We start from the raw sequence: 22,898 nt of genomic DNA on the forward strand, positions 1-22,898 counted from the left end.
AAGGGGTTTGATAAGCCATGGGAGGCTTGTGAATATGTGCGGTTAGCTGTTGCGACGTCGCATTACATGCGCGCCTCCCATCGCAGCCGATAGAACTCCGAGAAGACCACCGGCGATCAGGAACTTAAATGCTCCCAGGCCGCCGGTCAGTGGCAGCTTTACGCCTTTACCAAGTTCGTTCTTAAACGCTCCGGCCACGACCTCCTCACCGTTCTTAGAAATTGTGAAATAGTGTTCTGCGGCATCGACGATGAAGCCTGCAGGTGCCTTGGACTCGACGAGCTTGTACTCGCCAAACTCCAAGCCGTCGACCTTGAACGCACCACCTGCCGGGTCTTTGTCAGGCCCAGAGCATCCCGATGTCGCGTCTGCTTGGCAGTCAGTCACCTGGATGGACACAGCGCCGTCGATGGGCTTGTGGTCGGCCGTAACCTTGACGATCGTCCATTCGGAGCCGTGCAAAGCCTTGCCAGACTGGTCCACCTTGGTCCACGTCACGACGCCATCCATGCGCTCGTTCTTGATGTCGTCCAACTCAACAACGGCGCCCGCCTTGGAAGCGTCGACGGTAAAGTCCACGCCGGCGGCATCGGCAAGCACGTAGCCCTCGGGTGCCTTGGTCTCCTCCAAGCGGTACTTGCCCGCCGGCAGAGCATTGATCTTGAACTGACCAGCCACAGGATCCTCATCGAGGACACCAGCGGCGTTCGGAGTCTTATCGACCACCTTCTTGGCGTTGGCGGTATCTAGGGTGCCGTCTGCCTTATAAGGTGTGATGGTCCACTCGGATCCGCCTAGGAGTTTCGTAGCGTCGGTTGCATCAACCTTCTTCCAGGTGACCCCCGCTTCGATCTTCTTGTTGGTTACAGAACCAAACTCCAAGACCTTAGTGAGGTTGTCGCGAGTCAAAGTGAACTCCTTGCCTTTCTTAGCCTCATCACTAATGAGGTATCCGGCAGGTGCTTTCGTCTCCTTCAGAACATAGGTGCCGAGTGGCAGCTCCACGGTGAACTCGCCCGCCGCAGTATTCGTATCCTTCTCGGCCGTCGCACCAGCAACCAGGTCAGTAACCTTGATTGCGTTTACTTCATCAAGAGCACCAGTGGACGTTTTAGGGACGATGGACCACTCCGAGCCACCAAGCAACGTCGAGGTCGCGGCCGCGTCGACCTTCGACCAGTGGACCTTAGCGGCGTCCTTGTCGTTGGTGATTTCGCCGATGCTCAACGGGATGTAGTTGGTGCCGGAAGAAGGAACCGGGAATTTCTTCTCAGTGCCTCCATCGATGGAGTAGCCGGTATCGGCGATCTTGATCGTGTACGTCTTTTCCGTTACGAGGTACCCCTGCGGGGCCTTCGTCTCCTTGAGGGTGTACGTGCCGTTGCCGAGCTCCGCAACGCTAAATTTACCTTTGCCAGCGTCAATGTCATTCACTTCTGGCGCACATACGGATGCAACACAATCCTTTACAGTAAGGACCTTGCCGTCTGGTCCAGCGAGCTGCCATTCCGATCCTGCAAGGGCGGTCTTCTTATCTGCAGCATCGACCTTGGACCATTCAATACGAGCCTTGTAGTTCTTGATAGCTCCGCCAGGAACTGCTTCAACGTCCTTCTTGTCTTTAGCAACCGTAAACTCATATTTGTTCGCGCCCACAATGCGGTATCCGTTAGGGGCCTTCACCTCTTCCAGACGCCACTTTCCATAGGGAAGGTCGTCTACCTTAAATTCACCGGTAGTCGCATTCGTATCGCGAGTCGCATCTGTGGTCGTCGGAGTCTTGTCCTTGATCTCAAACTGATCACGGCCGGCCACCAATGCCGCGGGAGCAATTGACTGTCCGGAGGCATCCGTCAAACGCGTCAGTTTCCACGTCGAGTCAGGCAGAATCGCACTGGTCGCCGCGTCTGTCTTCTTCCAGGTCACTGTTCCCTGGGGCTTGAGGTTGAGGATCTGTCCAAGGTCAACGACATTCGTGTCGGTGTTCTTCTTGGCCAAGTCCTTCCACCGTTGGTCCAGCTCGGCAGGGCTTTCCAGGATCTTCATGCCCTCGACGTCGAAGGAGAACTTAATCGGAGCCGACAGCGTCTTATATCCATCGGGAGCTTGATCCTCCCGCAGATAGTAGGTGCCATATGGCAAGTCAGTAACCAGGAACTTTGCAGAAGATTTGTTCTTATCAACATTCAGGCAGCCAGCATCGGTCGTGGCGTCGCAGTCTTTAATCTTGTCGTAGCTGATCGGACTGGTGATCACCTGTTTGTTGCTGTCAAGCAGAGACCATACGGAACCACCAAGCTCGATGACGGAGGTGTCCTCTGGGGACTCCTTACCAACCTTGGTCCACGCCAAATCACCCTTAGACGGGGTGTTTTCGTACATGCATTGGAGCTGCCATGCAGAACCTGACGGGATCGTGACATCCCATTCACGCTTCGTGGAGGACGTATTGTCCACCGACTTAATATACGTCGATGGTAGGGATGCCCCCGTGAGTGTGTCTTTACAGGTCAAGTTGGAGTTGTAGTAGCTGAGTCGAGTCTCGTCGGTCCCTTCTGAGACGCTGGGGACCTCGCGGAGACGGAAGACCTCGCCCGGGCTAGCGATTACAGGGCCGGCCACCACTGGCTGTTCGCCAATCACTTCGCCCGAAGTAGAAATCCACGCCAGTTTTTTGTTCTTGTTGGTGCCTGAGTCGGGCACAATCTGCAGCTCCACCTGGTCAGCCTTGGCAGCACGGCCGGTTGGGAACGTCTTCTTGAGCTCCAGCGTTGAGAAAGTTGCACAGGATGCAAGGTCAGCTTGGCCGCCGTATGACCAAGGCGAATTTCTTCTGTCTTTATCCATATAGACGTTATTGGAGCCGTCATCGTCAAAGGTTGCTCGGGCGACCACCTCACCCGTGCTCGGATCGACCTTGTAGAAATACGCTGTACTCTTGGTAGCATTTACGGTTCCGTCTTCGATCATGAGGTAGCCATCCGCAGTAAACGACACACCGTTAAATCGGGCGGAATCAAGACTATTGGGCTGCACCTGAATGGTTGTCGTCGGCTGCGGAGTGATCTGCCGCGTGTTACCCGTTCCCTTAAGTTGTTCAGCCAGCACTGGAATGAGCTGTACGTTGGTTGTGCCACCTTCGTGGACCAGCAAGTACATATTTCCAGATGGGTCAAAGGCAATGTCACCATTGACTCCGGAAGTGGAACTCTGGCTGGGAGTCGAGATTGGAACAATACCGACGGTAGTTACCTGTCCACCGGAAAATTTATAGAGCACAAACTCTCGCGACTTTTCAGCCACAGCGGGGCTCCAATAGTAGCCCAGAAATTGGCCTGAATTGCTCCAAAATCCAGATTCACTGTAATAATAGCGGCGTCCGTCGGTGCCGTTATAGTAGTAATAACCGCGACTATCGTCGAAAGAATAGGTCCAGTTCGTCACTGGAGGATTGTTCGTATAAACAGCTTTTTGGGAGGGTTTCACATCCCCAGAAAAGCGGTAGCCACCGAAATAATATGTGCCATCCGGCGCTACGGCACCAGCAACAAGATTAGACGGAGTTCCCAATTTATAAACACTCGATACGCTTCGCTGCCCATTAACAATGCGCCCAATCTGAACTTGAGTTACGACATTGCCGTACGTCGAGGAGTTCTCATAACTATAGCGGTTATATGCATATACGGTCGAGCCATCCTCAGAGACACCAAGACCGTTCCAATCCTCGACTTTTGAAGAACCACGGAAGCTGTACGACTGCCGGTTAATTGGGTTGCTCCCCCATGCGCCGTTCTGCTCCTGCAATTGCAGTACCTCGCCCCACTTATGGATGGAGTAATAGTAACCTGCATCGCATCTCAGGTTGCCCGATCCCGTGGTTGTGCCCGTCGCAGCGGCAGTGGCAAAGGTACCAGCAGTAGATTCCAGCTCCTCCGGCTCGGGCGCCTCCTCTTCCCCCTCCACAGACTCTAAGTCCTGTGGTGCAGAATCCTCAGCAATAGGCTGGTCGCTGTCATTCGATTCAACTTCTTCAACAACTTCCGCGGTTTCCGCATCTTCCGCAGAATCCGAGTTAGCAAGCGTTGCATCAAGTGCGACTTCATCTTGGGCCGCAGCACTAACGCTGCCTGCCATCAAAGATCCGGCCACGATGGGCACGGCGGCTAGGGCGGCAAGACGTTGCAAGAAGCCATGCCGCCTCTTTAAGTTCCATGCAGTCATGGTGAAAACACCTTCTAGGGGAGAGACTAGAGCAAAGCCATGGATTAAAAATTCCTTGAGAAAACTAACCTTGCTTCCATTTTAAACACAGGCTTTGTTAAGGATTTCCCTATTTATCGTAAAGCGCGCATGGCGATTATGCATGCTTTGTGACCATATTGTGATAAAGCGCACTGGGTTTTGTTCCTAGGCTTTTGCCTTGATTTCTCTTATTTCTTGTGGCGGGTTCTGTTTCCAAAATTCGGTTTCCACCTCGACCGGGGTTCGGTATCCCAAGCTTTGGTGGAGTTTAGTCTCGTTCCACCAGGACACCCATTTGAGCGTGGCGATTTCCACGTCGACCACGTCGGCCCACGTGCGGGTATGGATCAGTTCGTTTGTGTAGGAGCCGTTGACATTCTCAGCTAAAGCATTGTCGTAGGAATCACCAACAATGCCGGTAGACGCAGTAATTCCGTACTCAGCCAGACGCTCGTTGTAGGCGATACTGACGTATTGTGAGCCGTGGTCCGAGTGATGAATTAGGCCCGCCGTTTCCTTGGCGCATACGATCGTTTGGTTGAGCGCCGGCAGCGGCAAGGCTTCGGTGCTCATCAAATCCGACAGCGCTCATCCGACAAATCCTCCAGGAGTATACGTCGGTGACAAACGCGGCGTACACGAAGCCTTTCTGCGTACGCACATACGTAAATGTCAGCCACCCACAGTTTGTTCAGGCCCTGGGCTTTGAGTTCACGCTCGACCAAGCCTAGGCACAGATCAGGCACGTTAGACTTTTCGGGTTGTGATAGGTGATCTGTCTTTGCCTTTGTAAGAAACACCGGGCAGGCGCATCAACCGAGCAGTTCAATCACGATCGATATCAATTCCGTCACGGCGAAGAGCATGCCACATTCTCCGCACACCGTAGACACCGTGATTAACCCGATGAACAGCACTAACGCGTCCTTCACGTCAAGCGGCCTGCGTCCATTGCCTCGCTGTGTGCCACGAAACGCCCAGCTTTGGGTGCCACGATCTTGCATGCTTCCTGCGTCGAAAGATTCTCCGCCAAAATGCGATCTTCTACCAAGCGGACGACTCGGTCCTTCGCCTCCTGATTAAACTACTTCGGCATGTTCGAAGGTTTGCCCATTTACTCAAACGGAACAAAACCTGGGGCACTTCACGTCATCAACACAGCCCGCAACTACCAAAACACTCTGGAAAACTAACCCCCAACACAAAAATGGCCACCGCCTATTTTCAGAACAGTGACCAGCAAAGTGCCAACCATTACCCGACTCATAGTGTTAACTATGACCCGACTGAGGACATTGGAGCCGACGACGGGAATCGAACCCGCGCTAGCAGCTTGGGAAGCTGCAGTTCTACCATTAAACTACGTCGGCGCAATGCAATAGATGCATTGCCGAAAAGCATAGCACCGTGCATAGTTTCTAAAGCAAATGCCTTGGCAGATGTATCGGCAGAAGTGCAAGGCGCGTAAACTCTAGGCCGTGCTTCTTTCAGATCGTGATATTCGTGCAGCCATTGACTCCGAGAACCTAGCCATCGAGCCATACGACGCCGAGATGGTCCAGCCCTCGTCTATCGACGTGCGCCTAGACAAGTTTTTCCGCGTCTTTAACAACTCGCGCTACACGCACATTGACCCAAAGGAAGAAATGCCGGACCTCACCAGCCTGGTAGAGGTCGAAGAAGGCGATGCCTTCGTGCTGCACCCAGGCGAGTTTGTATTGGGCGCAACCTTCGAGAAGTTCACCCTGCCAGCAGACCTGGCAGGCCGTCTGGAGGGCAAGTCCTCCCTGGGACGCCTGGGCCTTCTGACACACTCGACTGCAGGCTTTATTGACCCAGGCTTTTCCGGTCACATCACGCTGGAGCTTTCCAACACCGCTAACCTGCCGATTACCCTGTGGCCGGGCATGAAGGTGGGACAGTTGGCTATCTTCAAGATGTCCTCGCCTGCGGAAAGCCCATACGGCACTGGCGTGCTGGGTTCGAAGTATCAGGGCCAGCGTGGCCCGACGCCGTCGAAGTCTTACCTGAATTTCCGATAGTCTTCACACTTCGTTTACATAACCGGCCTAACATTCGCGTTTATGCGTATGACGGTTATCGGCACTGGTTATCTCGGTGCAACCCACGCCGCCTGCATGGCTGAGCTCGGCCATGAGGTAATGGGCGTGGATGTGGATGAATCCAAGATTGAATCCCTCAAGTCCGGCAAGGTTCCCTTCTATGAACCCGGTTTGCCGGAGGTTCTGGAACGCAATATTGAGGCCGGCCGCCTTGATTTCACCACCGACTATGGGCAGGCGGCGCAGTTTGCGGACGTCCACTTCCTAGGCGTTGGAACGCCACAGCGGCATGGCTCTTATGCCGCAGATATGACTTATGTAAAGGCCGTCATTCGAGACCTCGTGCCGCTTCTGGAAGGCGAGCACGTCATCTTTGGTAAGTCCACCGTTCCCGTGGGAACTGCGGCGGAGCTGCAGGAGATGGCGAATGAGTTGGCCCAGGAGGGCAGCCACGTGGAAATCGCGTGGAACCCAGAGTTTCTGCGCGAGGGCTATGCAGTAAAGGACACCATCACTCCAGACCGCATCGTTTTGGGCGTGCGGGGCGGGCAGTCCCGCGGCGAGGCTGTAGCCCGTGAAGTCTATGCCAAGCCGTTGGCGCAGGATACGCCGTTTATTGTGACTGACCTGCAGACTGCCGAGCTGGTCAAGGTCTCTGCGAATGCGTTTCTGGCCACCAAGATTTCCTTCATCAACGCCGTGTCTGAAATCTGCGAGATTGCGGGCGCGGACGTCGTAAAGCTTGCCGATGCTATCGGTTACGACGAGCGCATCGGCCGTAAGTTCTTGGGCGCAGGTCTGGGCTTCGGCGGTGGCTGCCTGCCGAAGGATATTCGTGCATTCATGGCACGTGCCGGCGAGTTGGGCGCGGACCAAGCGCTGACCTTCCTGCGTGAGGTCGATGCCATCAATATGCGTCGCCGTGACCGCACCGTGGACATGGCTAAAGACGCCTTCCAGGGTTCGCTGTTAGGCCACCGCGTGACAGTTCTGGGATGCGCTTTCAAACCGAACTCTGACGACGTTCGCGATTCGCCAGCGCTGTCCGTGGCGGGTTCTTTGTCCTTGGCTGGCGCTGCGGTTACCGTCTATGACCCAGAGGGCATGGAAAACGCCCGCAAGGTGTTTCCTACGTTGAACTACGCCGCTGACTGTGAGGAAGCTCTGCGCGAGAGCGAGCTGGTTATTCTCGCCACCGAATGGCAAGAATTCCGCCAGCTGGACCCCGCCGAAGTGGCGGAGCTGGTCACCAACAAACACATCATCGACGGCCGCAACGTCCTCGACGTTGAGGCGTGGAAGCAGGCCGGCTGGACCATCGAGGCGCTGGGCCGCAGCCTCTAGCGAACGGACAGGGCGCTATTAGTAGCGTCAGGTTCGGGACCCGCCTCACGCTGCGGGATGGTCAGCGCTGCGATGAGGGTGGTGATGGGCACTGCTAGGGTCAGTGCCATTGCACCCACGGCGGAGCGCAGGAGCTCGGTGGCTACGAGGTCGCTGGAAAGAATCTGGCCTGCCGGGCGCTGAGCTGCTGTAATCAGCATGAGCAGCGGCACTGACGCGCCGGTATATGTGAGGACGATGGTGTAGACCATGGAAGCGATATGGTCGCGGCCGACCTTCATGGCGGACTTGAACAGATCCGCAGGGCCTGCTTCGGGGTTGAGCTCATTGAGCTCGCGGACGGTGGAGGCCTGCGCGATGGAGATATCGTTGAGGCTGCCCAGCGCGCCGATGATGAATCCGCAGAGCAGGACACCCACGATGGAAACTCCGGGCATGTAGAGCAGGAGCTTGAGGTTGTCTTCGGAGCTAAGTCCCTGCAGGCTCGTTGAGTTGATAGTGGAGCTGGCCAGGAAAGCCGCCAGCAGCAGGGCGATGAGTGCACCGCCCAAAGCAGAGGCGGACTTCCAGTTGAACCCGTGCACGAGTGGTACAACGATGAAGATGATGGCGGCGCTGGTTACCAATGCCAGGCCCAGCGGGCTGCTTCCCTCTACGAGCGCGGGAAGCAAGTAGAAGAATACGATTGCCAGCGAAATTGCCAGGCCAATGAGCGAGCGTAAGCCGTGCCATGCCGCAAAAGCAATGATGACGATAGCGGCGATGATGGCCCAGAGGACGAGGTTGCCGCTGCGTTGATAATCAGCAAAGGCATAGTCTACGTCCCCGTTGGGGCCGGTGGCCTCGGAGAGCAGGATCTTGTCGCCTTCGTGCAAGTCTGGGTCGCCTGCGACACCAAAGTGCACCAGCTGGGTCATTTTGCCTGCGTTGTCCCCGGAGGTGATATCGATGAGGGAGCGGGTGCAATCGCCGCCCGGCTCAGCGGGTATGAGGGGCGCTTTGTCGAAGGCCTTGCCGGTCTGATCCGACTGGCAGATGGCGTGGTCGACAGTCTTGACCGTGCCCTCGGCCTGCGGATGGTTCAGAGCGTAGGTCTGCGAGAACTCTGCGCTCGTGTGCTCTACCGAGGAAGTGGTAGGGCGCAGGATAATAGTGCCGATGATGGTCGCAAGGACGGCCAGCGCAAGCCCGATGAGCAGCGCAAGACGCCACGGGTTGTGGTTCGTCGATAAAGAAAGGCGGCCTCCACTAGGAAAGGAGACCACCGGCTTGGAAGCCGTCGTATGTTTGCCCATGCAGCTTATTGTGAACGATTGTCAGTTCAAATGGCAACTGCAGACACAAATTACAAACAAATACGAGGCCTTTCACTTAGAAAGGCGGCTTGAGCTACTGGCGGTAGCTGGCCAGGAAGTTGCCGAGGCGCTCGATAGCGTTTTCCAGCTGGGAAGCCCACGGCAGGGTGACCACGCGGAAGTGGTCCGGGTTTGGCCAGTTAAAACCAGTGCCCTGGACCATCAGGATCTTCTCCGAGCACAGGATATCCAGCATCAGCTTGGAATCGTCGTGAATCTCGTAGACATTCGGGTCCAAGCGTGGGAAGCAGTACAAAGCACCCATCGGCTTGGTGACGGAAACGCCCGGGATCTCGTTGAGCTTCTCGTAGGCCACGTTGCGCTGCTTGAGCAGGCGTCCGCCCTCACCGGTGAGCCCGTAGATGGACTGGCGGCCGCCCAAAGCAACCTGAATTGCATGTTGTGCCGGAACGTTCGGGCACAGGCGGGTGCCCGCCAGTAGGTCGAGACCCTCGATGAAACCACGCGCGTGGCTCTTCGGGCCGGTCAGCACCATCCAACCAGCGCGGTAGCCCGCCACACGATAAGCCTTGGACAGGCCGTTGAAGGTAATCGTCAGCAGGTCAGGGGCAAGCGAAGCGATCGAGATGTGCTTCGCGCCGTCGTAAAGAATGCGATCGTAAATCTCATCCGCCAAAATTAGCAGGTTGTACTCACGCGCTACATCTACAATGCGCTGCAGAACCTTGCGGGAGTAGACGGCGCCCGTTGGGTTATTCGGGTTGATGACCACGATGGCCTTGGTCTTCTCCGTGACCTTCGCGCGGATATCCTCGATCGAAGGATTCCAATCATCCTCCTCATCACACAGGTAGTGCACCGGCGTACCGCCCGCCAGGGAGGTGGCGGCAGTCCACAAAGGGTAATCAGGAGCTGGGATGAGTACCTCGTCGCCGTCGTTAAGCAGCGCCTGCGTGGTCATGGTGATGAGCTCAGAAACACCGTTGCCCAGGTAGACATCGTTGACGTCGAAGTGCGGAAAATCCTCCAGCTCGTAGCGGGTGACAATCGCGCGGCGCGCCGGAATGATTCCCTTCGATGTGGAATAGCCCTGGGAAGTCGGCAGCGCTGCGATCATGTCGCGCATGATGACGTCCGGGGCATCGAAACCGAATACGGCAGGATTGCCGGTGTTCAGCTTGAGGATGCTGTGGCCGTCGAGCTCCATGCGCTCCGCCTCCGCAGAGACCTCACCACGGATGTCATACGCGACGCCCTGAAGCTTGGTGGATTGGTCAAAAATGCGGTTGTTCGGTGTAGTCATGGAAAGTATTTTGCCACTTACAGACTATAAACGGGTCAACCGGCAGGCTTATTTTTTTATTCCATTGCTCAAGCTTGCGCTTGGCCAGATTCATGGCCTCGCTGGTCAGCTCACCTGCTTGGCGGCGCCTCTCCGCCCACTGCGCTTGCTCCAAAGCCTTCTGCTGGGCGCGCTCTTGGGCCGTTAGTTGCAAAAGCTCGCGGCGGTGCTGGCGCTCAATCTTGCGCGGGGAGGGCTGGTGCCAGGACTCTGGGCCGATTTTGGCGACGTAGAGCATAATCCACAGCGCTGGGATGAGGAACAGTGCGCCCACGCCGCTGAGGAGAGCAATCGTGCCGGCGGTTTCGGAAACGACGAAGCAGGTGGTGGCGGCGAAGGTTAAGGCCATCGAGCCAATCAGCGCGGTGGCCAGGCGCGGCTTCTTGCCGGCTTTGTATGCGCGCTCGACCTCGCCGCGGGAGTAGACCTTTATCTCCGTGGCAGAAACCGCCGGGATGTCCGTGAACAAGGGGGCTAGCTCGCGGCGGGTGGTGGCGCGCATGACGTCGTCGGAGCGCTCCTCGAATTCCTTCATGCTGAGCCTGCCCTCGCCGACGGCGCGGGCGAGATCGTTGATGGCGTCGGTCTTCTCTGCGTCGGATAGGCGCATCGAATTCGCGGGATCAAAAGGGGAGGCTCCGAAGCTATGCGTCATAGTTTTACTATAGGAAAACCGGAGGACACATGCGTGTGCTGCTAGCGATCATTCCTTCTCGGCGCCTTCTTGCTCAGCGCCCTCTCGTGCCTCTTGCTTGGCGTCATCGATGGCGTCGTCAAGCGCTGCTTCGGAGTCCTCTTCTTCTTTCTTGGACTCGGCGGCCTTTGCCTTGGACTGTTCGTTTTCTTCCTTGCCCTTAACGAGGCTGGACAGGAGAGGGAAGATGGCGACGGTCAGTGCGCCACCGGCGACGAAGATAGAGGAGGTCTCCTCGTCCACGATGCCGGAGCTGACTGCGATGGTCATGACAGCGACGATGATCGGTAGACCCGTTGCTGCGTAGAGGGCCACCTGGAGACGCTCGCGGGTGGTCTCGATGTCGGACCCTGTGTGGTGGATGTTCTCGCGCAGGAAAACGGGCAGGCCACGGGTGATGAGAATGAGGGCGGGGATGCCAAGCACCTTGAGCGGGTTGTTGACGATGACGTGCCAGTCGATGGACATGCCGGAGACCACGAAGAAGACCGGAATCAGCATGGAATAGAAGACAACGTCGAGGCGGCTCTCGAGCCCCTTATGGAACTCGTCGGGGATGATGCGGTTGAGGATGATGCCTGCCGCGAATGCGCCGAGGACGATGTCGAGCTCGAAGACCGAGGTGACGGCCATCAGGATGGCCAGGATGAGGATGATAAGGCGCAGGATGGTCTGGTTCGTGGAGCCAGCGCCGGAAAGGAATGCGGTCTTGAGCCACGGCACTGCGACGATGAGCGCGCGCGGCATGACAGCGACGCCGACGGCGATGACGATGAACGCCAGCAGGATGAGCATGGTGCCTAGCGTGGAGCGGGTTCCCAGCAGGAGAGCCATGGCGGTGATGGGAGCGACCTCGCCGATGGCGCCGTGAATCATGACCGAGTCGCCGACTTTGGTGCCGATGAGTTTGTCCTGCTTGAGCATCGGCGTAATCGTGCCGAGCGCGGTGGAGGTCAGTGCGATTGCCATGACGATGGCACTAGGGATGTCATGCAGCAGGAAATATGCGCCGGCCAGACATGCGACGAGACAGATAAGCCACGTGGAGAAACCGGTGATGGCTTCCTTGGACTTGAGGGTAGAGATTTCGATCTCGAAGCCGGCTAGCAGGAACAATGCGCCGACGCCTAGCTCTTTGACCATGCCGATACCGGGGTCCTCGTGGGCGAGGTCGAGCATCGAGGGGCCGATGAACATGCCGAAGATGATGAGCAGGGCCACGGCGGGCATTTTGTTCTTGAGCATGTAGGAGACCAACGGGGCCAGAAGAGCGGCGGCCATGATCCATGCAAAGGAGACGAGGGAGGGGGTGTAGTCAGCTTCCCCAGATGCGAGCACCAATGTGTCGGCGGCGCTTAACGCGTCGAAAATCATGAGAACAGCGTACGCGGCGAGTACCCCGACTGCCTATTCATCCAGCAAGTTTGGCTTACTCGTCGCCTAGTTGTGGCCCACTTGTGGCTGATTTGTGATTCAAAAGGCCTTGCCCGGGCTCCGTTGTTTCGCGTTTCTTCGTCTCCCCGCAAAAGCCCAGACCTGGAACCCCACACCTGGATACTCAGACCTCCAGGTCGCAGATAGTTTCATGGCAAAACTTTTTAATCGCGACCTCAAGGTCTGGTTTTCCAGGGGTGCACTTTTAAAAACGCCCTCAGAGTCCACACACTTCCGGTACCCCAAAATACAAAAATCCGGAGCAACTCAAGGAAGTCGTTGCTCCAGATTTACGAAATTAGTCAGCGGCCGGTGGTGCTGGAGGCGCCGGCGGTGCAGGCGGAGTTGGTGGCTGCGGCGTATCCGCACTCGACTGTGGTGCTGCTGGCGGGGTAGGTGCCTTTGGCAGTGAAGCTGCGCCAGGAGCAGCAGGCGCACTTGGCGGCGCCGGTGTTGGAGCCTTCGGTGCTGGTGCTGGTGCTGCAGGTGCAGGTGGCGGTGTGGCTCCCGACGCGGCTGGCGGTGCGGGCGGAGTTGGTGCTGGCGCTGCTGGTGCTGGCGCTGCTGGTGCTGGCGCTGCAGGCGCTGCCGGCGGCACTGGTGCAGCTGGCACGGCGGGAACTGCAGGTGCAGGAGGAGCTGTTGGTGCGGATGGCGCTTGGGGAGCGCTTGGTGCAGCTGGCGCGGCAGGAGCTGCAGGTGCAGGAGGAGCTGTTGGTGCGGATGGCGCTTGGGGAGCGCTTGGTGCAGCTGGTGCGGCGGGAGCTGCAGGAGCCGGGGGTGCGGCCGGAGCGGGAGCGGTCGGGGCAGCAGCCTTGGTGGTAGGTGCGCTGGCAGTTGCTTCGGTCGGCGCAGCGGGGTCGACGGTCGTTGCATCTGAAGACGCAGGAGACGCAGGAGAATCCGGGGAGGCCGTGGCAGCTGGCTTTTCGGACGCACACAGACGGGTAGGCGTGCCCAAGAAGGCTTTCGGCCGCGGCTCGGGGAGGGCGCCGTCGGCGTCGGCGACGGAAGCGCGGAGCATGAGGGCAACGTCGGTGACGGCAGGTGCAGCGGACGCTGCTGCAGAACCGGGGGCGTCGGCAAGCGCTTTAACGCCGCCGGTGAACATGACGTTGCAGAACGGGCAACCCGTGGCAATCTCCTCCGCGCCGGTGGCGATGGCCTGCTCCGCGCGGAATTCGTTGATGCGGGTGCCGAGCTTTTCCTCCATGAACATGCGCGCGCCGCCAGCGCCACAGCAGAAGGCCTTATCGCGGTTACGGTCCATCTCACGGAGGGAAACGCCAGTGGCTTCCAGCAGCTCACGCGGCGGATCGAAGACCTTGTTGTGGCGGCCCAAGAAGCATGGATCGTGGTAGGTAATCGGCTTGCGGTTTTCTGGGGTACGCGGGATCGGCTTGAGCAGGCCCTCACGCACTAGGCGGTTGAGCAGCTGGGTGTGGTGGAAGACGTCGAAGTGCCCATCGAAGTCTGGGTACTCGTTACGCAGCGTGTTGAAGCAGTGCGGGCAGGTGGTGATGATCTTGCGCTGGCCTTCCGGAACGCCTTCGAAAGCGTTGTTTAGGGTCTCAACGTTTTGCTGCGCCATCATCTGGAACAGGAACTCGTTGCCGGCGCGGCGCGCTGGATCGCCGGTGCAGGTCTCACCAGTGGAAAGCACGCCGAACTTCACGCCCGCCGTGTGCAGCAGGTCCACCACGGCGCGGGTGGTCTTGCGGCCCTGTTCGTCGTAGGCACCGGCGCAGCCGACCCAGAACAGGTACTCCATGTCGGAAAAGTCCGTGGCATCCTCGCCGATGACAGGCACCTCGATGCCGTCGGCGCGTGCCTCATCGATCCAGGCGCGGCGCTCAGAGTTATTGCGGCCCCACGGATTGCCCTTGGTCTCAATGTTCTTGAACAGTCCGGTCAGCTCAGAGGGGAAGTCGGATTCCGCCAAGACCTTGAAGCGGCGCAGGTCAGCGATGTGGTCGATGTGCTCGATGTCGGTCGGGCACTGGTCCACGCAGGCGCCGCAGTTGGTGCAGGACCAGAGGACGTCGTCGTCAATGGCGTTTGCCATAGCCAGCACGTTGACGCCCTCGTGCGGGTTGTAGTTCTCGACGGCGGCATCGCGCATGTCCATCACGAACTTCTTCGGGCTCAGCGGCTTCTCGGTGTTCCACGCCGGGCAAAGGTCCTGGCAGCGGCCGCACTCGGTGCACGAGGTGGTATCGAGCAGCATCTTCCAGCTGCCGGGGGCGATGTCTTCTTCGAGGTCCGGGGTCGGAAGGGAGCCAAGTGCCTTGTCGCCGCTGACGTTGCGCTGGAAGAAGATGTTGAAAAACGCCATGAAGCGGTGCCACATGACGCCCCAGGTGAAGTGGCGCGAAATCAGGAAGATGAAAATCAGGCCGGTAAGCAGCTTGAACAGCGCGAAGAAGGACACCAGCGCTGGCGAGGCGGGAAGCAGCTTGGCTAGGTGGATGGAAAGGAAATCCGCCCACGGGGAGCCGTGGCCAAACGCCGCGATTTTCGACGCCTTGACCAGCAGCATTCCAAGCCCCTCCAGGAAGACCACGGCCTCGACGATGCGGGCAGGGCCTGGCTGGGAGTTGTAGAAACGGGAGCCGCGCTCGGTGTGTCCATACTTGAGGCGAACGCCGATGAGGAAGCTAATGCCCACAACGGTGGCGATACCGAGGACCTCTTCGATGAAGTGATAGACCGACCAATGCGATAGCAGCGGCCAGCCTCGCGACGGCGCGAAGGTCTGGATATAGGCTTCAAACCAGACGAGGATGCCGAAGAGGAATCCCACCATGACTGCCCAGTGCGCCGCGTTGACGAAGGGGCGGCCCTTGAAGTGCGTGTGGCCGAATACTTCCACCACGACCCGCCACAGGCGCTTGCCTAGGTGGTCGAAACGCTGCAGCAGAGTTGGCCCGCCGGAGCGAATGAAAGCGAACATGCCCCATGCGCGGTACGCAAAGTAGCCCCACACGGGGATCGAAACGAGGATGGCTAGCCAACCGAAGACGGCTGTCATTTCACGGACTCCTTATAAAGTTGCGCGCAGATATAAACAGCCTAAACGGTGGGCGCGCAAAGATGGGAGTCGGTATTCATCGCGGTTTCGAACCGAGCCCAGCCGGCAAACGCGAGGCACAGCTTTTCGACGCACTCGCCGAAAGGCTAGTCCTCTTCGGCGAACTGCGCCTGATTAAGCCGCCAGTAGGCGCCTTCGCGGGCAAGCAGCTCGGCGTGGGTGCCTTGCTCGACGATGCGGCCTTCCTCCATGACGAGGATGAGGTCCGCATCCCGGATGGTGGAAAGACGGTGGGCGATGACGAAGGAGGTGCGGTCGGCGCGCAGCGCATTCATCGCGTGCTGGACGAGCATCTCGGTGCGGGTATCCACAGAGGAGGTGGCCTCGTCGAGGATGAGCAACGCCGGCTGGGCCAGGAAGGCGCGTGCGATGGTGATAAGTTGGCGCTCGCCAGCAGAGATAGCGCCGGCGTCTTGGTCGATGAGTGTGTCGTAGCCATCGGGCAAAGCGCGTACGAAGCGGTCCACGTAGGTGGCCTTTGCTGCTTCGATGACCTCCTCGTCGGTGGCATCTAGGCGGCCGTAGCGGATGTTTTCCATGATGGTGCCCTCAAAGAGCACAGCGTCCTGGAGCACCATGCCCACCTGCGAGCGCAGTTCGGTGCGCGACATTTCGGCGGTGTCATTGCCATCGATAGTGATGGTGCCGGAATTCAGCTCGTAGAAGCGCATGATGAGGTTGACCAGCGTGGTCTTGCCCGCGCCGGTAGGCCCGACGATGGCGGCGGTCTGGCCCGGCTCAACGCGCAGGTTGAGATCCTCGATGAGCGGCTTGTCTTCCGAGTAGGAGAAGTCCACGCCGCGGAACTCCACCAAGCCCCGCGCGCGGCCTTCGAAGTGCGAGGTCGCGGTGTCCGGGCGCTGTTCCTCAGCGTCGAGGAATTCGAAGACGCGCTCGGCGGAAGCAACACCGGATTGGATTTGCTGCATCATGCCGCCCAGCTGGCCCAGCGGCTGGTTGAACTCGCGGGAGTATTGAATGAAGGCCTGTGCGCCACCCAAGGTGAGCTGGCCGTGGGCCACGCGCAGCGCGCCCATCACGGCGATGACCACGTAGGACAGATAAGAGATGAACTGCATGACCGGCATCATCATGCCGGAGAGGAACTGCGCTTGCGATGCAGATTTATAAAGCTCCTCATTGCGCTCATCGAATTCTTCGGTCATGGCGTCCATACGGCCATAGACCAAGGCGAGGTCGTGCCCGGAGAAGGACTCTTCCACCTGGCCGTTGAGTTGGCCGGTGGCACGCCACTGGGTGGCGAATTGCTTCTGCGAGCGCGAGCCGATGACACCAATGACGATGCCGGTCAGCGGCAGCGAAAGCAGGGCCACCAGCGCGAGCTGCCAAGACACGGAGAACATCATGACGGTAATGCCCACGACCATGAGCAGGTTGTAGAAGACCTGCGAGACCGCTTGCTGGAGCGCGGTCTGGATATTGTCGGCGTCGTTTGTCGTGCGCGAGAGCAGGTCGCCGCGGGAGTTGGTGTCGAAGTAGTTCAGCGGCAGCGCGTTGACCTTGGCCTGGATGCGTTGGCGCAGGTCATAGACCGCGCGCATCACCAATGAGTTGAGAATATGACCCTGCCACCACTGGAAGAGCGCGGAGACCAAGTACATCGCGATGACGATGGTGATGATGCGGCCCAATTGCGTGAAGTCGATGCCCAGGCCTGGGCGCAGGTCCATGGCGGAAGCCATGTCCGCGAAGGTGTCCTTGCCTTCCGCCCGCAGGCCCTCGATGACCTGCTCCTCGCTGGTGCCCGCCGGCAGCTGCTTGGAAAGCACGCCGGCGAAGATGACGTCGGTTGCCTTGCCCATCACCTTCGGTGCGTAGACCGCGAGGAATACGCAGACGATGTTCATCAATGCGATGATGATAAGCCGCGATTTGAAGGGCATGAGCAGCCCGAACAAGCGCTTCGCGGAAGGCCAGAATGCCTTAGCCTTGCGTGGGGCGTTGCCGGACCAATCGTCCCCGGCGGTCTTGGCTTCGAGTTCGTGGAGCTCTTCTTCGGTCATGCCGTGCGCATCTTGTGCAGTGCTTGCCATTACTGCTCACCTCCTACTGGTGTGGCTTGAGAATCGACGATTTCCTTATAAGTTTCAGAGCTTTCGACCAGCTCGGCGTGGGTGCCACGGGCGACGATGCGGCCGGCTTCCATGACCAGGATTTGGTCGGCGTCCATGATGGAGGACACGCGCTGGGCGACGACCACCATCGTGGTGTCGGCAAGCAGCGGGCTCTCGTGCAGGGCCTGACGTACGTTCGCGTCGGTGACCACGTCGAGGGCAGAGAAGGAGTCGTCAAAGAGCAGCACCTTCGGTCGCGCAACGAGCATGCGCGCGATGGATAGGCGCTGACGCTGGCCGCCGGAGACGTTCGTTCCGCCTTGGGAAATGGGCATGTCCAGGCCTTTTTCGTCCCTTTCCACGAAGTTTGCTTGGGCGATGCGCAGCGCTTCCCACAGCTCCTCGTCGGTGGCTTCAGGACGGCCGAGGCGCAGGTTAGAGGCCACGCTTCCGCTAAACAGGTAGGGCTTTTGCGGCACGAGGGACACGCGCTTGACGATGTCCTGTCGGTTCATGCGGGAGACATCCGCGCCGTCGAGAAGCACTTGGCCCTCGGTGGGCAGATACAAACGTGGAATCAGGTGCAGCAGGGTCGACTTGCCGGAGCCGGTGGAGCCGATGATGGCGGTGGTTTGGCCGGGTCGGGCGGTGAAGGAGATATCGTGGAGGACCGGGGCGTCGGCGCCGGCGTAGGTGAACGTGACGTCGCGGAACTCGACGACGCCGTCGTTGCGCTCCGGCGTTACGTTCTTCGCAGGCTCGGCGATGGCAGGCTCGTGCTCCAGTACCTCGGTGATGCGCTTAGCGCAGATAATGGCGCGGGGCAGCATCATGGCCATGAACGTGCCCATCATGACGGCGGCGAGGATTTGCAGCAGGTATTGCAAGAACGCGGTCAGCGCGCCGACTTCCACAAGGCCCTCATCCACGCGGTGGCCGCCGAACCACAGCACGGCGCCGGTAGCGACGTTGAGGATGACAGTGATGATGGGGAACATCAGGATGAAAATCTGGCCGATCTTCAAGGAAAGTTGCGTGAGATCGTGGTTGGCCTTGGTGAAGCGCTCGGTCTCGTGGGCCTCGCGGACGAAGGCGCGCACGACACGAATGCCCACGATTTGTTCGCGGAGGGTGCCGTTTAGGGAATCGAGTTTGTCCTGCATGCTGCGGAAAAGCGGCATGAGCTTGGCGATGAGCGCGGAAATCACGCCGAGGAGAACCGCCACGGAGACCCAAACCAACCAGGACAATCCGGCATCCTCGCGCACCGCCATGACGATGCCGCCGATGGACATGATGGGTGCGGCCACCATGAAGTCCAACATCATCAGGTAAACCATCTGCACCTGCTGGACGTCGTTCGTGCCGCGCGTGATGAGGGTGGGCGTGCCGTAGTGGCCCATGTCCTCGGCGGAGAAACGAGCGACGCGGCGAAAGACCTCGCTGCGCAGATCGCGGCCGACGCCCATGGCGGTGCGGGCGCCAAACCACACTGCGGCAACGGCGGTGATGACTTGGGCGAAAGCTACGGCGAGCATGATGCCGCCGGTGTGCCAGATGTAGTCGATGTCCACCTTGACCACGCCGTTGTCGATGATGTCAGCGTTGAGCGAGGGCAGATACAAGGTGGCGGCGGTGGACAGTGCTTGGAGCACAATGACTGCAAGCACGAAGCCACCATAGGGTTTTGATCGAGAGACCAGAATGCGAACCAGTTCCACTAGACCGACCTTTACTTAAGGATTGAAATTAACTCGGTCGAGTCTAATGTGTTTTTCAAGATTGAAGAAAGCTGTTAGCCGGGGTCACTCTTTCTACGATGTCTCTAATCATCTTTGAGTCATAAGTACCGATGTGCATGGCGCGGTGCAATATCAGGCCTTCGTAGAGTGCGTCGAGTAGCAGTGTGGTTTCCGCATCGAAGTAGACGGACAAAATATCGCGGCATGTTTGGGTCCAGTTCGAAAGAACTATCCGGTGTCTTGGGCGGCGAAGGGATAATGAGTAGAGCTCTGCTCCAAGGATTAAATCGCGGCGGGAACCTGCTGTATCTGCAAGCATTGTAATGGTGGCTTCGCGAGCCTGTTCAAGCGTTTTTACGCCTGCATAGTAATTGGCGAAGTCCTGGCTTGAGATAGAGGTGAAATGCTGAAATGCTGCGCTGATTAGGCCGTCTTTATCGTCAAAATAGTAAGCGATTGACCCGAGAGCGGTGTCTGCTTCGTTGGCAACATGGCGCAGAGTAAGCCCAGCTACTCCTTCCTCGACAATGACATCAAGTGCTGCGTCGAGAATTTGTTGTTTGCGAGTGCGCTGGGCTTTAGACACACGCTGATCTTAACGCGAAAGATCTAGTGCCACTTAGCCTTGTTGTGGCTTTTTAGAAAAGATTTTCCAGAGTCCGAAAAGTGCCACGATTGCCCATACGAATTCCGTCACAAATAGTCCTGGGTTAAACGGTGAGATTGCGGTGTAAACAAAACCAGCAGCGCCAAGAAAATTGAGGCTTTGGTAGATAGGGGAATCTGCCTTTAGCACGCGGAAATTCAATAATCCGTAGGCAACTACGAACATGATTCCAGCGATGATTCCGATTTCGTAAGCGAATTCCATGGCCTAGACCTGAGCTTTCTTCTTGTTGTCACGGTAGATCTTGATGAGCCCGTAGAGGCCAAAGAGTGACCACAAAAGCTCAGTGAAAAATACGCCAGCATTGAATGGGTTTGCGGCAGATGCTGCGAGGAATCCCGCGCCGACGAAATTGAGTCCTTGGTAGGCGTAGTCGTCTACCGTCCATTTGCCGAGGTTGAGCATTGCAAACGCGAACAACAACGCAACCGATGCGATGAGTCCGAAGATAACCATGGCTGACATGGTGAGTCCTTTCAACGGAGTAATGATACGCACCCTGCCTTCTCCGACGGCAGTTCTTCGAAACTTCTGGGTGAAGCAGAAGGAAGAACTCTGGTGTACTGCTGTTAGCTAAACACGGATTAATGCATAAATGCATGCATGGAATTTGAACGCTTGTATAAAGCGCTGGACACAAGGGGTGTAATCGGCTTGAACGATAGTTCAGATGCCGATCAATCCATGCTGACTTACTATGAGGATTATCGCCGCACTGGCAGGGGATTCTCCGGCCCCTACCGGGATTGTTCGGGATTTACGTCAATAAGTGCGTAATCGTCAGCAGTTGCTAGGCGTGTCCACGCAGGGATAGGTGGAGGGTTCCTGCATAAAATCTTTGGCCTTTTCGGTTTTATTCCTCAAGGTCACTTAGGAGGCTACCATGTCTGTTTCTTCGGTCGATCCGGACCTTCATGACATTAACTTGCATATTAAACCCGGAAAAACTCGCGCCCCTTTTTTCCGGTATTTCCGCTTCAACCTGCCGCGGTTAACAAGGGGGCTACTGTGTGTCGTCATAGCAATTCCAGGTGCCGTTGCGGCGGCTTTTGCGCAGTCTGACATTTTTATTTTTGAAGGTCAGAATGCGGTGTTCTACCTACTTGCTGCTGTAAGTGCGATTTTTGTCGTGTTAGGGCTTTGTAGCGCTTGGCGGTTGTGGGACTTTGGACTTATCGCGGGATTGGGTTCCATCTTTACTTATTTAGGAGGCGTCGCTGGCCAGCTTCCAACGGTGGATAACGGCGCCAGTGTCTATGCAGCTGCAGGTTGGAACCTATTCCTATTCTGCGGTATCGCTTATCTACTTCTTTACTGGGCTTTGAACTACGGGATGATTGTGGCTTATCCCGATGATCAGGGATTTGAGGATTAATCATGCTGACCGATTTTCCAGTTTGGCTTCGCATTGAGCACTTCGTCAATATTTTGTTTGTGACGCTGTTTATTCGCAGCGGCATCGAAATCCTCGGTACCTTTCCCAAACTGCATCGCTCGATCCATACCCCGCTGGGAAAACAATGGGCCCAGTTCACGGTGAAGCAGAAAAGAAAGCATAAGTACTTCCCGGTTTCTGGCGAGTATGACAACTACAGTCCACTTATTTCTCTTCCTGGCTATGGTGCTCTGGGGCAAGGCCGCTATTGGCACTTTATTAGCGTGATGGGCTGGATAATGCTCCTCGTTGTCTACTGGGGCCTGTTGTTGGTGACTGGGCAGTGGCGGCGTTATTGGCCCGAGGATTGGGGCGTGTTTGCACAAGCATGGGATGACCTAGTGCATTACCTAGCTCTCGAGGTTCCACCTGCGATGGAAGGCTATCCATTCAACGCGATCCAGCAGCTTTCCTATGGGTTTGTTGTGTTGATTCTGCCGCTGTGGATGATTTTGACAGGCATGTTCCAATCTCCGGCAATCAACAATCATTTTGCTCGGTTCTCAAAGCTTTTGGGTGGCCGGCAAATGATTCGAAGCATGCACTTCTGGGGTCTTGCGGCCTACTTGGTATTCATCGTGATTCACGTGGGCATGGTGGTCTGGCATGGATACGGCCACGAGGTCTCCAAGATGGTCTTTGGACATGCTGACAAGCCAGTTGCTGGTGCGATCATTTTCAGCATGGGACTTGTACTTATCGTATTCGTCCATATTTGGGCGACTAAGACTTCCCTTGAAAAGCCGCGCACCGTTGCCCGTCTGCACAATGTGATTGTTCGTCCGCTAACGCGATTCTTGCGTGCGAAGGCAGAGTCCCGTCAGCGTGGGGTTTATAGCGATAACGAGGTAACTCGGGCCCCGCATCACCGGGCATCGGGAATGCCTCCGGGAAATGAAGAGTATATGGCCTTGCTCTGCAACGATTTCGAAGAAGACTACGTACTAGAAATTGGCGGGCTCGTCGAAAAGCCGATGCGTCTGACTCTGGCAGACTTGCGCGAGATTTCTGAAGGGAATTCGCTCAACACCGTTCACCACTGTGTGCAAGGATTTAGTTCTGTAGGCAAGTGGGATGGTCTCTCGTTAGCTACCCTTCTGCAGAAAGTCTCGCCGTTGGATGGTGCGTCCGATGTTATCGTGCATTCCTTCCAAAACATGACCCGCGATGATGACTCTTATAGCGGTTCCTACTACTACGAGTCGATGCCTATGGTTGAGGCAATGCAACCGGAAACTTGGGTAGCGATTGGCTACGACGGTGGGGAAATTCCTGTCAAGAATGGTGCTCCACTGCGGCTGCGCTTAGAGACTTCGACGGGGTTCCGCTCAGCAAAGTGGATTGATCGAATTGAAGTAGTTAACCGTTTCGACATCGTGGGCAATGGCCGTGGTGGCTTCTTTGAAGACACGGACAGCTACGACCGTCTACAGATGCTTTAGGAGGACAC

16 protein-coding genes, 1 tRNA gene and 2 pseudogenes are annotated in these 22,898 nt (G+C 57.4%); 4 read left to right on the forward strand and 15 right to left on the reverse strand.

Features of this window, described 5'->3' with window-relative positions:
• Positions 1–42: 42 nt before the first annotated feature.
• The 5 genes and pseudogenes from QKB66_RS07730 to QKB66_RS07750 form a co-directional block, all read right to left on the reverse strand.
• Positions 43–4,224 carry a SpaA isopeptide-forming pilin-related protein gene (locus tag QKB66_RS07730; protein ID WP_414253040.1) on the reverse strand — a complete coding sequence of 1,394 codons (4,182 nt, stop codon included), beginning with the start codon at positions 4,222–4,224 and terminating at the stop codon, positions 43–45.
• 186 nt (positions 4,225–4,410) lie between these two features.
• Positions 4,411–4,818, reverse strand: a complete 408-nt coding sequence (locus tag QKB66_RS07735) for an integrase core domain-containing protein (protein WP_399530783.1) — start codon at positions 4,816–4,818, stop codon at positions 4,411–4,413.
• Between the two features lie 252 nt (positions 4,819–5,070).
• Positions 5,071–5,157 (reverse strand): annotated as a pseudogene (locus QKB66_RS07740) (IS3 family transposase); the annotation flags it as partial.
• 21 nt (positions 5,158–5,178) lie between these two features.
• A pseudogene (locus tag QKB66_RS07745) lies at positions 5,179–5,388 on the reverse strand (hypothetical protein).
• Between the two features lie 153 nt (positions 5,389–5,541).
• Positions 5,542–5,615, reverse strand: a tRNA-Gly gene (locus QKB66_RS07750).
• A 108-nt stretch (positions 5,616–5,723) separates the two neighbouring features.
• On the opposite strand from QKB66_RS07750, the gene dcd reads away from it, so the two are divergent.
• Positions 5,724–6,287 carry a dCTP deaminase gene (gene dcd / locus QKB66_RS07755; RefSeq protein WP_061924975.1) on the forward strand — a complete coding sequence of 188 codons (564 nt, stop codon included), beginning with the start codon at positions 5,724–5,726 and terminating at the stop codon, positions 6,285–6,287.
• Between the two features lie 42 nt (positions 6,288–6,329).
• Positions 6,330–7,652, forward strand: coding sequence for a UDP-glucose dehydrogenase family protein (locus tag QKB66_RS07760; RefSeq protein ID WP_414253041.1), 1,323 nt, complete (start codon positions 6,330–6,332; stop codon positions 7,650–7,652).
• Here the strand turns inward: QKB66_RS07760 and QKB66_RS07765 are convergent.
• From QKB66_RS07765 to QKB66_RS07810, 10 genes are all read right to left on the reverse strand, one after another.
• Entirely contained in the window at positions 7,649–8,947 is a 1,299-nt protein-coding gene (locus QKB66_RS07765) for a YibE/F family protein (protein ID WP_414253042.1), read from the reverse strand. The two genes, QKB66_RS07760 and QKB66_RS07765, sit on opposite strands and share 4 nt — an antisense overlap.
• 94 nt (positions 8,948–9,041) lie before the next feature.
• Positions 9,042–10,271: a pyridoxal phosphate-dependent aminotransferase gene (locus tag QKB66_RS07770; protein ID WP_414253043.1), complete on the reverse strand. Its 1,230-nt coding sequence runs from the start codon at positions 10,269–10,271 to the stop codon at positions 9,042–9,044.
• Positions 10,243–10,965, reverse strand: a complete 723-nt coding sequence (locus QKB66_RS07775; protein ID WP_414253044.1) for a DUF1707 SHOCT-like domain-containing protein — start codon at positions 10,963–10,965, stop codon at positions 10,243–10,245. Before QKB66_RS07775 ends, QKB66_RS07770 begins: the two co-directional genes overlap by 29 nt.
• A gap of 48 nt (positions 10,966–11,013) precedes the next feature.
• Positions 11,014–12,378, reverse strand: coding sequence for a cation:proton antiporter (locus QKB66_RS07780; protein WP_414253045.1), 1,365 nt, complete (start codon positions 12,376–12,378; stop codon positions 11,014–11,016).
• Between the two features lie 358 nt (positions 12,379–12,736).
• A complete protein-coding gene (locus tag QKB66_RS07785) occupies positions 12,737–15,469 on the reverse strand; it encodes a (Fe-S)-binding protein (protein WP_414253046.1) in 2,733 nt (910 codons plus the stop codon).
• 146 nt (positions 15,470–15,615) lie between these two features.
• A complete protein-coding gene (locus tag QKB66_RS07790; protein WP_414253047.1) occupies positions 15,616–17,583 on the reverse strand; it encodes an ABC transporter ATP-binding protein in 1,968 nt (655 codons plus the stop codon).
• A complete protein-coding gene (locus tag QKB66_RS07795) occupies positions 17,583–19,325 on the reverse strand; it encodes an ABC transporter ATP-binding protein (RefSeq protein ID WP_414253048.1) in 1,743 nt (580 codons plus the stop codon). Before QKB66_RS07795 ends, QKB66_RS07790 begins: the two co-directional genes overlap by 1 nt.
• A 55-nt stretch (positions 19,326–19,380) precedes the next feature.
• The gene (locus QKB66_RS07800) at positions 19,381–19,932 is read right to left on the reverse strand and encodes a TetR/AcrR family transcriptional regulator (RefSeq protein WP_414253049.1); all 552 of its coding nucleotides are present in this window, start codon (positions 19,930–19,932) and stop codon (positions 19,381–19,383) included.
• Between the two features lie 33 nt (positions 19,933–19,965).
• Entirely contained in the window at positions 19,966–20,217 is a 252-nt protein-coding gene (locus tag QKB66_RS07805; protein WP_248093029.1) for a CBU_0592 family membrane protein, read from the reverse strand.
• 3 nt (positions 20,218–20,220) lie between these two features.
• Positions 20,221–20,478, reverse strand: coding sequence for a CBU_0592 family membrane protein (locus QKB66_RS07810; RefSeq protein ID WP_166683718.1), 258 nt, complete (start codon positions 20,476–20,478; stop codon positions 20,221–20,223).
• 418 nt (positions 20,479–20,896) lie between these two features.
• On the opposite strand from QKB66_RS07810, the gene QKB66_RS07815 reads away from it, so the two are divergent.
• On the forward strand, positions 20,897–21,388 hold the full coding sequence (locus tag QKB66_RS07815; protein ID WP_166683719.1) for a hypothetical protein: 492 nt from the start codon (positions 20,897–20,899) through the stop codon (positions 21,386–21,388).
• 2 nt (positions 21,389–21,390) lie between these two features.
• Positions 21,391–22,890, forward strand: coding sequence for a molybdopterin-dependent oxidoreductase (locus QKB66_RS07820; RefSeq protein ID WP_166683720.1), 1,500 nt, complete (start codon positions 21,391–21,393; stop codon positions 22,888–22,890).
• The last annotated feature ends 8 nt before the right edge of the window (positions 22,891–22,898 follow it).

Origin of the sequence: Corynebacterium sp. c25Ua_89, from assembly GCF_047459735.1 — a bacterium.
In the GTDB taxonomy this organism is placed as follows: domain Bacteria; phylum Actinomycetota; class Actinomycetes; order Mycobacteriales; family Mycobacteriaceae; genus Corynebacterium; species Corynebacterium simulans.

Bases quoted from the DNA above. Each gene is read 5' to 3' on its own strand.
- QKB66_RS07780 (WP_414253045.1), bottom strand. From the start codon at position 12,378: ATGATTTTCGACGCGTTAAGCGCCGCCGACACATTGGTGCTCGCATCT.
- QKB66_RS07735 (WP_399530783.1), bottom strand. From the start codon at position 4,818: ATGAGCACCGAAGCCTTGCCGCTGCCGGCGCTCAACCAAACGATCGTA.
- QKB66_RS07790 (WP_414253047.1), bottom strand. From the start codon at position 17,583: ATGGCAAGCACTGCACAAGATGCGCACGGCATGACCGAAGAAGAGCTC.
- QKB66_RS07820 (WP_166683720.1), top strand. From the start codon at position 21,391: ATGCTGACCGATTTTCCAGTTTGGCTTCGCATTGAGCACTTCGTCAAT.
- QKB66_RS07805 (WP_248093029.1), bottom strand. From the start codon at position 20,217: ATGGAATTCGCTTACGAAATCGGAATCATCGCTGGAATCATGTTCGTA.
- QKB66_RS07760 (WP_414253041.1), top strand. From the start codon at position 6,330: ATGCGTATGACGGTTATCGGCACTGGTTATCTCGGTGCAACCCACGCC.
- QKB66_RS07810 (WP_166683718.1), bottom strand. From the start codon at position 20,478: ATGTCAGCCATGGTTATCTTCGGACTCATCGCATCGGTTGCGTTGTTG.
- QKB66_RS07730 (WP_414253040.1), bottom strand. From the start codon at position 4,224: ATGACTGCATGGAACTTAAAGAGGCGGCATGGCTTCTTGCAACGTCTT.
- QKB66_RS07785 (WP_414253046.1), bottom strand. From the start codon at position 15,469: ATGACAGCCGTCTTCGGTTGGCTAGCCATCCTCGTTTCGATCCCCGTG.
- QKB66_RS07815 (WP_166683719.1), top strand. From the start codon at position 20,897: ATGTCTGTTTCTTCGGTCGATCCGGACCTTCATGACATTAACTTGCAT.
- QKB66_RS07775 (WP_414253044.1), bottom strand. From the start codon at position 10,965: ATGACGCATAGCTTCGGAGCCTCCCCTTTTGATCCCGCGAATTCGATG.
- QKB66_RS07770 (WP_414253043.1), bottom strand. From the start codon at position 10,271: ATGACTACACCGAACAACCGCATTTTTGACCAATCCACCAAGCTTCAG.
- QKB66_RS07765 (WP_414253042.1), bottom strand. From the start codon at position 8,947: ATGGGCAAACATACGACGGCTTCCAAGCCGGTGGTCTCCTTTCCTAGT.